Annotated in this window: 17 protein-coding genes; 11 read left to right on the forward strand and 6 right to left on the reverse strand. The window is 72.4% G+C overall.

The window, feature by feature from the left end:
• Positions 1-11 precede the first annotated feature (11 nt).
• The 4 genes from ACLBXP_RS21030 to epmA form a co-directional block, all read right to left on the reverse strand.
• Positions 12-668: an RraA family protein gene (locus ACLBXP_RS21030; RefSeq protein ID WP_447669750.1), complete on the reverse strand. Its 657-nt coding sequence runs from the start codon at positions 666-668 to the stop codon at positions 12-14.
• 112 nt (positions 669-780) lie between these two features.
• Positions 781-1,401 (reverse strand): glutathione S-transferase family protein, encoded by a 621-nt coding sequence (locus ACLBXP_RS21035; RefSeq protein ID WP_447669751.1) that lies wholly within the window; start codon positions 1,399-1,401, stop codon positions 781-783.
• A 10-nt stretch (positions 1,402-1,411) separates the two neighbouring features.
• Complete coding sequence (locus ACLBXP_RS21040; RefSeq protein ID WP_447669752.1) at positions 1,412-2,467, reverse strand: lysine-2,3-aminomutase-like protein; 1,056 nt, start codon at positions 2,465-2,467, stop codon at positions 1,412-1,414.
• Positions 2,464-3,531 (reverse strand): EF-P lysine aminoacylase EpmA, encoded by a 1,068-nt coding sequence (gene epmA / locus ACLBXP_RS21045; protein WP_447669753.1) that lies wholly within the window; start codon positions 3,529-3,531, stop codon positions 2,464-2,466. The genes ACLBXP_RS21040 and epmA overlap by 4 nt, the downstream gene beginning before the upstream one ends.
• A gap of 127 nt (positions 3,532-3,658) precedes the next feature.
• Between epmA and efp the strand changes: the two genes are divergently transcribed.
• The gene (gene efp / locus ACLBXP_RS21050; RefSeq protein WP_447669754.1) at positions 3,659-4,225 is read left to right on the forward strand and encodes an elongation factor P; all 567 of its coding nucleotides are present in this window, start codon (positions 3,659-3,661) and stop codon (positions 4,223-4,225) included.
• Between the two features lie 8 nt (positions 4,226-4,233).
• Here efp and ACLBXP_RS21055 read toward each other — a convergent pair whose 3' ends face one another.
• On the reverse strand, positions 4,234-5,235 hold the full coding sequence (locus tag ACLBXP_RS21055) for a heparan-alpha-glucosaminide N-acetyltransferase (RefSeq protein WP_447669755.1): 1,002 nt from the start codon (positions 5,233-5,235) through the stop codon (positions 4,234-4,236).
• A 315-nt stretch (positions 5,236-5,550) separates the two neighbouring features.
• Between ACLBXP_RS21055 and ACLBXP_RS21060 the strand changes: the two genes are divergently transcribed.
• The 8 genes from ACLBXP_RS21060 to ACLBXP_RS21095 all read left to right on the forward strand — a co-directional run bounded on the left by ACLBXP_RS21060 (position 5,551) and on the right by ACLBXP_RS21095 (position 10,928).
• Positions 5,551-6,159: a cold-shock protein gene (locus ACLBXP_RS21060; protein ID WP_447669756.1), complete on the forward strand. Its 609-nt coding sequence runs from the start codon at positions 5,551-5,553 to the stop codon at positions 6,157-6,159.
• Positions 6,160-6,172: 13 nt separating this feature from the next.
• On the forward strand, positions 6,173-6,676 hold the full coding sequence (locus ACLBXP_RS21065) for a DUF192 domain-containing protein (RefSeq protein ID WP_447669757.1): 504 nt from the start codon (positions 6,173-6,175) through the stop codon (positions 6,674-6,676).
• A gap of 126 nt (positions 6,677-6,802) precedes the next feature.
• Positions 6,803-7,207 carry a hypothetical protein gene (locus tag ACLBXP_RS21070; RefSeq protein WP_447669758.1) on the forward strand — a complete coding sequence of 135 codons (405 nt, stop codon included), beginning with the start codon at positions 6,803-6,805 and terminating at the stop codon, positions 7,205-7,207.
• A 96-nt stretch (positions 7,208-7,303) separates the two neighbouring features.
• Positions 7,304-8,212, forward strand: coding sequence for a dienelactone hydrolase family protein (locus tag ACLBXP_RS21075; RefSeq protein ID WP_447669759.1), 909 nt, complete (start codon positions 7,304-7,306; stop codon positions 8,210-8,212).
• Between the two features lie 232 nt (positions 8,213-8,444).
• Complete coding sequence (locus tag ACLBXP_RS21080; protein WP_447669760.1) at positions 8,445-8,894, forward strand: response regulator; 450 nt, start codon at positions 8,445-8,447, stop codon at positions 8,892-8,894.
• A gap of 62 nt (positions 8,895-8,956) precedes the next feature.
• The gene (locus tag ACLBXP_RS21085; protein ID WP_447669761.1) at positions 8,957-9,160 is read left to right on the forward strand and encodes a hypothetical protein; all 204 of its coding nucleotides are present in this window, start codon (positions 8,957-8,959) and stop codon (positions 9,158-9,160) included.
• A gap of 152 nt (positions 9,161-9,312) precedes the next feature.
• Positions 9,313-10,488, forward strand: a complete 1,176-nt coding sequence (locus ACLBXP_RS21090) for an alpha/beta hydrolase (protein WP_447669762.1) — start codon at positions 9,313-9,315, stop codon at positions 10,486-10,488.
• Positions 10,489-10,724: 236 nt separating this feature from the next.
• Complete coding sequence (locus ACLBXP_RS21095; protein ID WP_447669763.1) at positions 10,725-10,928, forward strand: hypothetical protein; 204 nt, start codon at positions 10,725-10,727, stop codon at positions 10,926-10,928.
• A 68-nt stretch (positions 10,929-10,996) separates the two neighbouring features.
• Here the strand turns inward: ACLBXP_RS21095 and ACLBXP_RS21100 are convergent, their stop codons facing one another.
• Positions 10,997-12,172 (reverse strand): amidinotransferase, encoded by a 1,176-nt coding sequence (locus tag ACLBXP_RS21100; RefSeq protein WP_447669764.1) that lies wholly within the window; start codon positions 12,170-12,172, stop codon positions 10,997-10,999.
• A gap of 208 nt (positions 12,173-12,380) precedes the next feature.
• On the opposite strand from ACLBXP_RS21100, the gene ACLBXP_RS21105 reads away from it, so the two are divergent.
• Both ACLBXP_RS21105 and ACLBXP_RS21110 read left to right on the forward strand, forming a co-directional pair.
• Positions 12,381-13,490, forward strand: coding sequence for a flippase-like domain-containing protein (locus ACLBXP_RS21105; protein ID WP_447669765.1), 1,110 nt, complete (start codon positions 12,381-12,383; stop codon positions 13,488-13,490).
• Positions 13,481-14,089 (forward strand): MlaC/ttg2D family ABC transporter substrate-binding protein, encoded by a 609-nt coding sequence (locus ACLBXP_RS21110; RefSeq protein ID WP_447669766.1) that lies wholly within the window; start codon positions 13,481-13,483, stop codon positions 14,087-14,089. The genes ACLBXP_RS21105 and ACLBXP_RS21110 overlap by 10 nt, the downstream gene beginning before the upstream one ends.
• The last annotated feature ends 57 nt before the right edge of the window (positions 14,090-14,146 follow it).

Consider the following 14,146-nt stretch of genomic DNA (forward strand, 5'->3'; position numbering starts at 1 on the left):
GGGGCGGCCGGTCAGGCCGGCCGGGTTTCGGCCTCGAACCGGGCGAGCGCCGCGGCGTCGGGGGGCAGCAGCGTCGTCAGGCCGACGCCCTTCTCGGCCTCGCGCAGGAGCCAGAGATCGAGGCGCTGCTGCTCCACGGCCTCCAGGGCGACCGACTCGGCGATCGCCGCCGGCACGACCACGACGCCCTCGGCATCCCCCACCACGATGTCGCCCAGCAGCACCGCGGCGCCGGCGCAGGCGATGGGCTCAGCAGTCCCCGCGAGCATGAGGCCCGGCCCGACGCGTCCCCGGACCGCGCCGGACCAAGCCGGCAGCCCGATCTCCTCGGGCAGCGTCGCCTCCGTGACGAGGCCGGCGACGCCCCGCTGCGCCAGGGCGGCGGCGAGGATGCCGGCGAAGGGCAGTGGCTCCGCCACGCCGTGGGTCGCGACGACGAGGACGGCGCCTTCCGGAACCGCATCGACGGCCGCGGCGAGTGACGAGCCCGCCCCGTCGCGCGCGGGGATCAGGCGCAGGGTATAGGCCGGTCCGACCGCGCCCCGCGACCCGCCCGCCCGCAGGCCGGTGATGACGCAGGCGGACAGCGAACGCCGCGCCAGTACGCGGGCGAGGCAGCCGCTCGACACGGCCGAGAGTGCGTCCGCTAGGGTCCTGTCGATCGGCATCCGGGATCTCCGCGGCGCCCGCGTCGCGCGCCACGACCAAGGTGGAGCGGCGCGCCATACGGACAAGGCGCCGGCGGGCCGGCGCGCCGCACGTCCCGAACCCGGGCAGCGATCAGCAGATCGGCTCGTCGATCACCTGGCGGGCCGCCGGCCGGGCCGCCACGGCGGCGTACCACCGCTCCATCGCGGGCCGCGGGGTGCGGGCGACCGGCAGGTGCAGCCATCGGTGCACCGCGCAGGCCAGCGCCAGGTCGGCGATGCCGAAGCGGTCCCCGACCACGAAGGCCCGATCCGCGAGGTGCCGGTCGAGCGTCTCCGCGTGGCGCTCCGATTTCTTGACGGACGCGGCGATCGCCTCCGCGTCCCGGTCGGGCTCGGCCACCCGGAACGATTGCCAGAAGGCGTCGCGCATGGCCGGCGTGAAGCTTGTCGCCTGCCAGTCGAGCCACTGCTCGGACAGCGCGCGCTCCCGGACATCCTCGGACAAGGCGATGGCGCCGCCGTAGCGCGTCGCGAGGTAGCGCAGGATCGCGTTGGACTCCCAGAGGACGAAGCCGTCGTCCTCCAGCGTCGGCACGAGGCCGTTCGGGTTGAGCCGGCGATAGGCCGGGTCGCTCACCACGCCGTGGGCGCCACCGGCTTCCACGCGCTCGTAGGGCTGCCCGACCTCGTCGAGCGCCCAGAGCGCCTTCTGCACGTTCACGGAGTTGGCTCGGCCCCACAGCTTCAGCATGGCGTCCTCGTCAGGGTTCCCCGGCCGCGCCGGGCGGAGGCGGGTAGGGGTGCTCGCGCCCGTCCGGGTCCGTCACATGATGGCCCGCGGCGTCGGTCCGCAGATAGTCGGGCCCGATCGGGACCTTGCCGTGACCGCCCGGGATGTCGAGGACGTAGGTCGGCTGCGCGAGGCCCGAGAGCCGGCCGCGCAGGTGGCGCATCAGCGCCTGCCCCTCGGCGAGGCCGGTGCGCAGGTGGCCGGTGCCGGGCGCGAGGTCCCCCTGGTGCAGGTAGTAGGGCTTGATCCGGTTCTCCACGAAGGCGCGCATCAGCGCCTCGAGCGTGGCCGGATCGTCGTTGACGCCCCGCAGGAGCACCGATTGGCTGACCATCGGGATGCCGGCATCGACGAGGCGCGCGCAGGCCGCCCGCGCCGCGTCCGTGAACTCCCGCGGGTGGTTGGCGTGGAGCGCCACGTAGACGGCCCGCCCGAACTGCCGCAGGGCCGCCACGAGCTCCTCGGTGACGAGGGCCGGGCTCACCGCCGGGACGCGCGTGTGCACGCGCAGCACGCGGACATGCGCGCTGTGTCCGAGCCTGCGCGCGATGTCGCCGAGGCGCCGGGACGACAGGGCGAAGGGATCGCCGCCGGTGAGCACCACCTCCCAGATCTCCGGCCGCTCGGCGATGTAGGCGAGCGCCCGCGACAGGGCCGCGTCCGAGAGCGAGCCGAGGCCCTGCGGGCCGACCATCTCGCGGCGGAAGCAGAAGCGGCAGTAGACGGGGCAGACGTGGAGCGGCTTGAGCAGCACGCGGTCCGGATAGCGATGGACGATGCCCGGAACGGGAGCGTGGGCCTCGTCCCCGATCGGGTCGGCCCGCTCCTCCGGCGCCGTCTCGATCTCGTCCGCGCGTGGCACGAACTGGAGGCCGACCGGGTCGTCGGGCGCCTCGATCAGCGCGGCTATGTCCGGCGTCACCGCGACCGCGTAGCGGGCCGCGACGGCCTCCAGGCCGGGCAGGTCGGCGGGCGAGACGAGACCTGCGCCGGCGAGGTCGGCGGGGCTGCGCAGGGTGCGGCTCACGGGGCGCCTCCGGCGACGGGCGTCCAGATGACGTCGTCGATGCGCGGCGCACCGGTCGCCAGCATCACGAGCCGGTCGAAGCCCAGCGCGATGCCGCTCGCCTCGGGCATCGCCGCGAGCGCGTCGAGGAAGGTCTCGTCGATCGGGTAGGGGTCGCCGTAGATCCGGGCGCGCTCCGCCATCTCGGCCTCGAAGCGGCGGCGCTGCTCGGCGGCGTCGGTCAGCTCGCCGAACGCATTGGCGAGTTCGACGCCGCAGGCGTAGAGCTCGAAGCGCTCGCTGACGCGGGGGTCCGCCGGGCTCGGCCGCGCAAGGGCCGCCTCGCTCACGGGATACTCGCAGAGAATGCAGGGGCGCCCGTCGCCGAGGTTCGGCTCGACGCGGGCGACGAGGATCCGGCTGAAGAGGTCGGCCCAGCGGTCGTCCGGGGCGACGCGCAGGCCGGCCTCGGCCGCCGCGGCCGCGAGGCCGTCGCGATCGGTCGCCCCGTCCGGCGCGATGGTCGCGAGGAGATCGACCCCCGCGTGGCGCGCGAAGGCCTCGGCCACGGTCAGGCGCTCGAAGGGCGCGAACGGGTCGGCCGTCCGCCCGCGGTAGCGCAGGCTGCGGCTGCCGGCGGTCTCGGCGGCGAGGGCGAGGAGCTCGGCGCAGTCCCGCATCAGCGCCGCGTAGGGCTCGCCCGCCCGGTACCATTCGAGCATGGTGAACTCGGGGTGGTGCAGGGCGCCGCGCTCGCGGTTGCGGAACACCCGGGCGATGGCGAACAGGCGCGGCTCGCCGGCCGCCAGCAGCTTCTTGCAGGCGAATTCCGGGGAGGTGTGCAGGTAGAGGGGCACGCGCGCGCCGTCCGGCCCGATCAGCTCCGTGGCGAAGGCCGCGAGGTGCGCCTCGTTGCCGGGCGAGACCTGGAGCGCGGCGGCCTCCACCTCGACGAAGTCGGCGCGCGCGAAGTGCGCCCGGAGGGCAGCCGTGATCCGGTTGCGCAGGAGGAGCAGGGGACGCCGGTCGGCATGGCGGTGCGCCGCCCACCAGGGCGATGCCTCCGCGTGGGAACGAGGAATCACGCTTCACCCCCAGCCGACTGGCAACCGGGCCGCGGATAGGATAGTGGCGGGGCTCGAAAGCGGCGGGCCCGTGAGCGCACGCGCTTGGCGCGCCGTCCCAGATTTGTCAACGTTAGGACCTGACCCCGTGAAGGTGATCGCCTCAACCCTCCGCAAGGGGAACGTCGTCGAGAAGGACGGCAAGCTCTACGTGATCCTGTTCGCGGAGAACATCCACCCCGGCAAGGGCACGCCCGTCACGCAGCTCGACATGCGGCGCATCACCGACGGCGTGAAGGTCTCGGAGCGCTACCGCACCACCGAGCAGGTGGAGCGCGCCTTCGTCGAGGACCGTGAGCACACCTTCCTGTACAGCGACGGCGAGGGGTTCCACTTCATGAACCCCGAGAACTACGAGCAGGTCGCGGTGCCCGAGGACGTGGTCGGCGATGCCGCCCCCTACCTGCAGGAGGGCATGGCCGTGATGCTCTCGATCCACAACGCCACGCCGCTGACGATCGAGCTGCCCCAGCGCGTGACGCTGGAGGTGACCGAGACCGAGCCGGTGCTGAAGGGCCAGACCGCCTCCTCGTCCTACAAGCCCGCCGTGCTTTCGAACGGCGTGCGCACCGCGGTGCCGCCGCACGTCGCCGCGGGCACCCGCGTGGTGGTGATGACGGCCGACGGCTCCTACGTCGAGCGCGCCAAGGACTGAGCCTAGCCTCAGGGCGGGGGGCGCGTGCCCTCTGCCGCGTCGTAGCAGATCTGCGACAGCCTCTGCGCGCGGGTGCGCTCCTCGGGCGTGAAGGGGCGGTCCTCCGCCATCCAGAGGCCGTCGCGTCGCATGCCGTCGAGGGTGCAGCGGGCCGCGAGGCGGCACAGGCCGGGCTCTCCGCCGGTCCGCGTGCAGGTCGCGGCGTAATCCGTCCGGAACGCCTGGAAGCCGGCCCGCGGGTGGGGACCCGTCAGGCTCAGGACCCCGTAGAGCAGCCCGAGCAGCACCGGCTGGTGCACGAGGTAGATCGCCAGGCTGTGCCGGCCCGCGAGCGCCAGCGCGCGCGCCGGGCCCCGCCGGGGCGACCAGGCGCCGAGCCGGGAGCGGGCGAGGGCCGGAAGCCCGAGACGGCCGGCCACGAGGCCCGCGAGCACCATCCCGAACCAGGGAAAGAGCGGCACGTAGTCGTTCGTCCGCGGCAGCACCTGTCCGAGCCCGAGGAAGACCAGCGCCGGCGCGTCGAGCACCGGGTGGGCAACGAGGTGGGGCAGCGCCAGCACGACGAGCGCGGACGCGGCTGCGAGCCAGACGGGCCCGCGCAGGAACGGCAGCGCGAGCAGGCTCGACACGGCGATGCAGTGCAGGATGCCGAAGAAGACGTAGCTGTCCGGGAAGGCGAGGGCGGTGCCTGCGGTGACGAGGAGGGCCGCTCCGCCGATCCGCGCGAGGCGCATCGCCACCGGCCCGGGGCGGATGCCGCCCCGGTTCATCAGCACGACGCCGACCCCGACGAGCGCCAGGAAGCTCCCGGCGATGACATGGGCGGCCGCGCGACCCGGCCCCGTGAGGGCGAGATTCTCCGGCATGAGGCGCAGGAAGCCGAGGTCCCAGGTGGCGTGGTAGGCCGCCATGGCGACGAGGGCGCAGCCCCGGGCGGCGTCGATGACGGCGAGGCGGTCTGCCGGGCGCGACGCGACGGCGGGTCCGGCCGGGAGCGGCTCAGTCAGCATGCGGCGGGGCTTAACATCCTCGATGCCCCTGCGCGACGGCCCTGCAACGCTCTCGAAAACGTGAATATCATACGTTAAGCTCGCGTCTTTCGGTGCTCCAGGCGGGGCGTGCGGCAAATCCACGAATCGGATCACGCCCTTGCGCCCGCACCTTCTCCCGCCGCTCGCGATTGCAGATGTGGCGCGGCTGCCGATGCGGCGGAAATTGCGCGATCCGGCACCTCTACTGCCGACCAAACGGGCTTCCGCGGACTCGGGACTTCGTTAATCCTGTCACCGAACCGCGCAGCGCGATTCGGTGTAGGTTGCTTAAGCATGTCTGACGACTTCGTTACCGCGTCGATCGGCCCCCATACCGCGGACCGCTCGAGCTACGATGGAGCGCCGCAGGCCGAGGCGGAGCGCCCGCTCGACCTCGTCGAGGTGTCGGGCCGGATCAAGTGGTTCGACGTCTCGAAGGGCTTCGGCTTCATCGTTCCGGACGACGGCTCGTCCGACATCCTCCTGCACATCACCTGCCTGCGCCGGGACGGCCACCAGGGCGCGAGCGAGGGCGCCCGCATCGTCGTGGAGGCCGTGCAGCGCACCCGCGGCTGGCAGGCCTTCCGGGTCGTCTCCCTGGACCAGTCGACCGCCACACACCCCTCCGAGCTGCCGATGCCGCGCACGCACGTGAGCGTGGTGCCGACGAGCGGGCTGGAGACGGCCGTGGTGAAGTGGTTCAACCGCCTGCGCGGCTTCGGCTTCCTCACCCGCGGCGACGGGACGCCCGACATCTTCGTTCACATGGAGACGCTGCGGCGCTACGGCATTGCCGAGTTGAAGCCCGGCGAAGCGGTGCTGGTGCGCTACGGCGACGGATCGAAGGGCGCGATGGCGGCCGAGATCCGCCTGATCGACGGTGCGCTGCCCGCCTCCCACTGACGGGAGTGTCCTCGTGTTCCGCGTTCCCCGACCGGCCCTCGCGGCCGCACTCTCGCTCGGCCTCGCGGCCGCGCTGACACCTCTCCGGTCCGGCTACGCGGAAGCCCGAAAGGAAGCGGCCGCGGCGGAAGCGGGCCAGACGGAGCCCCTGACCATCGTCTCGAAGGCGGGGCGCCACGCCCTCGCCGTGGAGGTGATGCGCGACGACGCCTCCCGCTCGCGGGGCCTGATGTTCCGCCGCTCCATGGCGCCCGACCACGGCATGCTGTTCGACTTCGAGCGGGTGCAGCCCGTGGCGATGTGGATGAAGAACACCTACCTGCCCCTCGACATGGTGTTCATCCGCGCCGACGGCACGGTCTCCCGCGTCGCCACCGACACCGAGCCCCTGTCGACGGCCGTGATCGCCTCCGGCGAGCCGGTGCTGTCCGTGCTCGAGCTGAACGCCGGCACCGCGGCGCGGCTCGGCATCCGCCCGGGCGACCGGGTGGAGCATCCACTCTTCGGACGGCGCTAGATCGGGCACCCCCGGAAATGCGAACGCAGAGTGAACGAGATAGTTGACGCTCGTTCCGTTCCGGGCCAGTGTTCCTCTATTGTTCCGCTCGCGAACGGCGCGGCGGAGGAGCGAGGGACGCCAGCGATGACTGCCACCGGCGCGATCCTGTTCAGCAACGCCGACTGGCTCGTCTGCGACGAAGGGCTTGAGCACCGCGGCACGGGCTACTTCATCGAGCGCGCCGGTCTCGGCGACCGCCGGGAGGAGGGCCTGTGGGTCTGGCCGCTGCACATGGCCGAGAAGCGCTGGTGCACGCCGAGCCTGTTCCGCGACGCGTTCCTGGCGGCGCTCGAATGCTTCGGCATCGGCCGCGATGCGGAGCTCAGTTCCTCCTTCGCCCTCGGCTTCGGCATCCGGGCGGGGCAGGGGGCGGCGACCGAAGGGTTCCTCTGCCTGGCCGACGTGCTGCGGCCGAGGGCCGACATCCGGCGCACCGTCCCCGTGCCGCACGATCGCGGCACCCGCGTGCGGGCCGGCGCCCGCGCCTGAGAACGCGAGCATCGCCGGGCGGACGGCGCGCCGGCGATTTGACCCGGACCCCGCCGGCATGGTGCCCTCCCGTCGCTCAGGCGAACCGGAGGCATCATGCGGCAGGACAGGACGGCGGGCGATGCGACCCGCCCGGAGGACGATGAGACCGGGGGCCTGCGCGGCCTGATCGTGCCGCCGTTCTCGCGGCGCGGCTTCGTGATGACGAGCCTGATGACCGGCCTCACGCTCGCGACGACGCGCGTCGAGGCGCAGGCGATCCATACGGATTCGGACGGCATCAAGGCCGGCGAGGTCAGGATCCCGGCGGGCGACGGGCCGATGCCCGGCTACCGGGCCGTGCCGCAGGGGCCGGGGCCGTTCCCGATCGTCCTGGTGATCGAGGAGATCTTCGGCGTCCACGACTACATCAAGGACATCTGCCGCCGTCTCGCCAAGGCGGGCTATTGCGCCGTGGCGCCGGAGCTCTACGCCCGGCAGGGCGACCTCTCGACCATGACGGACGTGCAGCAGATCGTCCGCGAGGTGATCGCCAAGATGCCGGACGCCCAGTGGATCGCCGACCTCGACGCCGCCGCGACCTGGGCGACCTCGGCGGCGAAGGGCGATCCCGCGCGCCTCGGCGTCATGGGCTGGTGCCGGGGCGGCCGCGGCGTCTGGCTGTACGCGGCGCATCGTCGCGACCTGAAGGCCGCGGTCGCCTGGTACGGCCCGGTCGGGGGCGAGCGCACGGGGATCCAGCCGCGCACCGCGGGCGACGTCGCGGGCGAGCTCAAGGCGCCCCTGCTCGCCCTCTACGGGGGCGCCGATACGGGCATTCCGGTCGCCTCGGTGGAGGGCGCCCGCGACGCGGCGAGGGCTGCGGGACGCAGCGTCGAGCTGGTGGTCTACCCTGAGGCGCCCCACGGGTTCCACGCCGATTACCGTCCGAGCTACCGGCGCGAGGCCGCGCAGGACGGCTGGGCGCGGGCGCTCGCCTTCCTCAAGGCGAACGGCGTCGGCTGACGTAGCGGTGACGCCTCACAGGATCCCTGGATCCCGTGAGGCCGGGATCCGGGAGGACGGGGATCCTGGCGCGAACGCGCGTGCGCCTGTGCCCAATCGGCCACGGCCCCGCGGCGCGGAATGTGCCAGGATACCGGAAAGGGCCCGTGTCTGCGGGCCAGCAGGTCGCGGCAAGATGCGATGAAACTTCGAGAAGGGCTCGCCGTTCAGCCCTCGTAGAGTGTCCCGGACCATGAGCGACGCCAACCCGTCGGGTACCAAGCCGGTGATCCTCGTCGTGGAAGATCAGCCCGACGAGCGCTTCCTGGCTGCGACGCTTCTGGAGGAAACCGGCTTCACGGTGATCGAGGCGGAGACCGCCGACCGCGCCCTCGCCATCCTCAACGACCGCGGCGAGGAAGTCAGCGTCGTCTTCTCGGACGTGCGCACGCCGGGGCCGATCGGCGGCTTCGAGCTGGCCCGGATCATCGGCGTCACCTGGCCCCGCGTCCGGGTGCTGCTCACCTCGGGCGATGCGGGCGACCAGCCGAGCGATCTGCGGGTGTCCGCGACCTTCATCCCGAAGCCCTGGCGCGCTCAGGACATCCTGGCCTGGGTCGAGGCCGCGGCCGGCCGGCCGGGTTCCGGCCCCAACGTCATCGGGCCGGGCGGCAAATTAATCTCCCGCGAAGTGGAAACCTGAGGCCCGGCATCCGTTGACGCGGCTCGCCACCGGGCCCGAGGCCGCCTAACCCCGAGACCGCCATGCTGATTCCCGCCGACGATTTCGCCGCGCAGTATCCCGCACCCGGTCCGGCCCTCTCGGGTCCGGATGGCGCGCTGCTCGCGGTGGTGGGACACGGCCTGCAGGGGCACTACGGCGTTCCGCAGGACGAGGGTCCGGCGGAGCTGGCGGAGCTTGCCACCCGGATCGATCAGGCGCGGCGGTCGCAGCACATCCAGGGGTGAGGCCGTAAGGCCATACGCGCGGCCATTGTGCGTGGGTGCCGTCGCGGGCGCCCGCGAACCTGCTATACCGATCCGCATTCCGAAGGCCGGGCTGCCCGGACCGTGCCCGCGCCATCGCGCAGGTTGGACCTGCCAGGGATGCGTCGCCCGACATGCGATACCTGAATGCCGTCACCCTCCCTCGCTCAGCCGCGCTCGCGGCCGCCATCGCGGGCCTGCTCGCAGCGGCCGCACCGGTCCTTGCGGCCGCGCCGCCGCCGCAGCCCGCGAGCGGGCCAGGCGGGGTCGGTGACAAGGCCGCCACGATCACCAAGCGGGCCATCGGCCGGGCGAGCGCGGCAACCTTCGCGTTCCACGCCGCGGCGCCGGCGCCCGCGGAGGGTCGTCCGGTGGCGGTGTTCCTGCACGGCTGGGGCGCCGTGAATCCGCAGGGCTACGGCGCCTGGATCGACCATCTCGCCCGCCAGGGCTACCTCGTCCTCTTTCCGCGCTTCCAGGAGCCGAACCGCACCCGGCCGGCGGACGCTACGGCCAACGCCGAGCGCCTCCTGAAGGAGGCCCTCGCCGCGCTCGCCGCGGACGCGGAGGCGAAGCCCGACCTGAAGCGCGTCGCGCTGATCGGCCACCTCGCCGGGGCACCGATGGCGGCCAACATCGCGGCGGGCGCGAAGGCCGAAGGGCTGCCCGAGCCGAAGCTCGTCTTCGCGGTGATGCCCGGCGGCATCGCGAGCGGTCCGAAGGCCCGCGGCATCACCCTCGCCGACCTCGCGGCGATCCCTGCCCAGACCCTGGTGATCGCCATGATCGGCGACCGCGATGCCCGCGCCGCGGATGCTGCGGCCAGGAAGATCCTGCGCGAGGCGAGCGCCGTTCCCCCTGAGCGCAAGCTCCTGATCCGCGCGCTCTCGGACGACCACGGCTTCCCCTCGCTCACCGCGACGCTCACCGCGCCGGCCGGATCGGACAGCGCCTACGACGCCGCCGGCATCAAGGTGCCGCCCGATCCGAAGGACGTGAAGGCGCCGCCCTTCAAGTGGTCGGCCGACATGTCGCTTTCGGGCGAGCAGCAGACCCTGGTGGCGCAGATCAACAACGCCCGAGCCGATACGCTGGACTACCTCGCTTTCTGGAAGACATTCGACCTCGCGGCGACCGCCGCCTTCGCGGGCCAGGACGCCACCGCGCTCAAGGCCAACCCGCGCTTCAGCGACATGGAGCGCTGGAACGACGGCTGGCCGGTCAAGCGCCTCGCCGTCGAGACGCCGCGCGCGCCGGCCGCACCGGCGGCCGCCAACACCACCGGACGCGCCGCCCCGGCCGCGCGCTGAGGGGCGCGTCGGAGCACGGCCAGGCAATCCCGGCGCACCACCCGGTGGTGCAGGCTCCAGTCCTGATCGACGTCACGGCGCGGCCATCGTCGACAGCGGTGTGGTACGCGAGCGTCAGCGGGCGCTCATCGACGGTGACGAGGCATCCGCCCGCCCGCTGAGCCCTGGCGGCTGGCTCGACCCTTGCTAAGCTTCCCCTGTCCGACTCGGGGGACCAAGCCATGCCTGATCAAGCCATGCCTGATTTCGTCGCAAGCCTCGGCGCCGCAGCCGTGTTCTGCCTCGCCCTGATCGCCCTCAACGCCCTCACGCGCCTGGCCGTCCAGTGGCAGCTCGGCCCCCACGAGTTCGCCGAGAACGGCCTGCTGCAGTTCGGCGGCGCCCTTGTGCTGGCCCGCGCGGCCTACCGGCGCGGCACCGGGCGCCACCTCGCCGAGTAGCACGCGAGGGATCGCGGAGGCCCGCTCGGGCAGGGGCGGGGCCCCGGGGCCCGAGCGGTCTCGAACGTCTAGAAGTAGGACTTCAGGGTGCCGCGGCGACGCACGTCGAGCGTGGCGCAGTGGAACGAGCCGCCGAACGGCCCGTAGGACAGGAACGGCGCCGGAATCGGATCGAAGCCCCAGTCCTTGAGCGCCTTGACCAGCGTCGGCTGGCTCTGGTCGACGACGATCTTTTTCTCGGTGATGGCGAGCACGTTGATCGAGGTCCAGGGCGAGCACATCGAGATCTTGCTCATGAACCCCGTCACGGGGTCGGGGCGCGGAGCGATCAGCACGTCCCACTTCTTGAGGACGGCCGGCAGCTTCTCGACGTCGATGTAGTCGGGGTTCACCAGCACCTTGCCGGGGGCGAGCGGCATGAACGACGAGTCGATGTGCATCGGCTGCGGGCAGCGGCTCTCGATCTCGTGGATGCGGAAGCCGGGGCCGAGGTGGCGGCGCAGCCACTCGATGCCCATCAGGTTGGTGACGTTCGAGCGGGTGACGAAGAGGTCGCGGCCGCAACGCACGAAGTCGGCCGCGTCGAAGACAGGCTCGAACTCGTTGACGGTGAACTGCATGGGCTCGCCGGCCTTCAGGTTCGGCACCCGGTAATCGTAGTTGTAGAGGTCGTCGGTGAGCTGCGGGCGCGGCGCCGAGGTCCAGCGGGCACCCGCGCGGAAGTATTCCTTGAACAGCGACCGGTACGCGTCGCCCTCGAAGTAGCGCGAGCGCCAGCACATCGGGCTCTCGATGATCTCATCGCCGATCACCAGGTAGGGATCGCGCGGGCAGGCGACGCAGAAGCCGCGGGACGACCAGCGGGGCGCCTTGAACTTGCGCGAGAAATCGATCGTGTCGGGCCGGCGGACCGTCACGCCCTCGCCCGCGAGGATCTTGATGAAGTTGTCGAGCTCCTGCTGCGCGAGCTTCTTCATGAACTTCGGGTAGCGCCAGCCGCTGGCGAAGCGGTAGAACGGCTGGGCGGCCCGCGGCAGGTTGAAGATCACCGTGAGGTGATGGGTCGGGATGGTGGCGCCGTCGAGCGAGCCGACGATGACCTCCTCCAGGGGGTCCCACTCGTTCCACGCCATCACGGGCGAATGCGGGGCCGGCGTGCCGGCGGAACGGCCGGCCTCGAGGCCGGCATAGCGGCCCTCCTCGGGCACGGCTTCGCCGCCCGTGATGTGCGATTCGCGGTCCATGGTCAGTCCCCTCTGCGGTCCCGGGCGGCCTTCAATATGGGCGTTTCGCCCCGCCGCTGCTTTGGCCCGCGGTGTGTCTCCCGGGTGATAGACAACGCTGGTCAAAGCTGCAACTTGACCCTGATGCTGAACGTGTCCGGCGGCCTTTTTCGTCCGGTTTCGCGGCAAGATTTCAGCATCTCACTTCCGGCGTCAGTGAAAGAGGACCATGAAGCGCCTGACGACTCTGGCCCTGATCGGCGGACTTCTCACGGTCGCAGGCCTGTTCCTGTCTTCCGGGCTCGAGGATGTGGCCGCTGCCGTCGTGAGCGCCGGCTGGGGTGCGCTGATCGTCGTCGTCGCGCGTGCCGCCGCGGTGGCCTGGGCGGGCCTCGGCTGGTTCGTGATCTTCCCCCGCACCGAGCGTCCGAGCCTCGCGGCCTGCGTGGATCTCCGCTTCGTGCGCGAGGGCATCAACACCCTCCTGCCGGTGGCGACGGTCGGCGGCGACTTCGTGGGCGCGCGCCTCCTGACGCGGCGCGGCGTCGGCGGCGGCCTCGCGGGCGCGAGCATGTTCGTCGACCTGATGACCCAGGCGCTGACGCAGCTGATCTTCACGGTGGCGGGCCTCGGCCTGCTGATCTGGCTCGCGGGCGACGGTCCCGTCGTGCACGCGGTCGCGGGCGGCCTCGTCCTCGCCGTCCCGGCGGTCGGCGCCTTCTATCTCATCCAGCGCCGGGCCGGGCACCGCCTGATCCAGGGGCTCCTCAGCCGCTTCGCCTCGGGCCGCGAATGGCGGGCGCTGGGCGCCGTCGAGACCCTCTACGACAACCTGCGGCGCCTCTACGGCGCGCCGGCGCGTGTCGGCTCCGGCATCGCCGTGCACCTCGTCGGCTGGGTGATCGGCACCCTCGAAGTCTACGTCTGCCTGCGCTTCATGGGCTTCACCGTGAGCTTCGGCGAAGCCCTGGTGATCGAGAGCCTCGCCCAGGCCGTGCGCGGCGCCGCCTTCGCGGTGCCCGGCGCGCTCGGCGCCCAGGAGGGCGGCCTTATCGCCCTGTGCGCCATCTTCGGTATTCCCGCCGAGGCAGCGCTCGCCCTCTCCCTCGTCAAGCGCCTCGCCGACCTCCTCGTCGGGCTGCCGGGCCTGTTCCGCTGGCACATCCTCGAGCGCCGGGAGGCCGCGGCCGATGTCGAGCGCGGCGCCATCCTCGGCCGGCGCCTCAAGCCGGTCCTGCAGCCCGCGACGCTCGGGCCGTTCTACAGCTACCAGCCCCCGCGCAGCGCGCCGGTGGCGCGCCTCGAGCCAGAGCACGGGGACCTGAAGAAGTGCGCCTGACCCGCGCCAGCCTCTCCGCCCTCGCGCTCCTCGCGGGGCTCGCGGGCGCCGCGCGCGCCGCGGAGGACGCCGCGGTGCAGACGGTGCAGGGGCTCTACGCGAGTTTCGAGGGCGCCGTGAAGAACGGCCCCTCCGACGTCGCCGCCCGCCTCGCCGCGGTGGGGCCGGCCATGGCCGAGCGCTTCGACTTCCCCGCGATGGCCCGTACGGCGGTCGGCCCGAAGTGGAAGAGCTTCAGCGCCGAGCAGCAGGCCGCCGTCGCCGAGGCTTTCGGCCGCTACTTCACGACGAGCTACGCCAACCGCCTGAAGCAGGCAGCGGGGGGCAAGTTCGAGGTCACGCCCAAGAGCGAGGCGCGGGGCACGAACCGCCTCGTGCAGACGCGGGTGACCAGTGCCGACGGGGACGAGTCCCAGATCGATTTCGTCGTCAACGCCGCCAACCGCGTCCAGGACGTGCTCCTCAACGGGAACGTCAGCGAGGTCGCGAGTCAGCGCAGCGCCCTGGCCGATCCGCTCAAGGCGGGCGGTGCCGAGGGCGTGATCCGATTCCTTCGCTCCCGCACCGATGGAATGCTTACCGCCAAACCAGCGCCTTGAACGACCGCCACCCGTAAGCGCCGCGCGAACGTCCGTCCGCGCCCCGATTCTCCGACC

The sequence above is a fragment of the Methylobacterium sp. A54F genome (assembly GCF_053346035.1).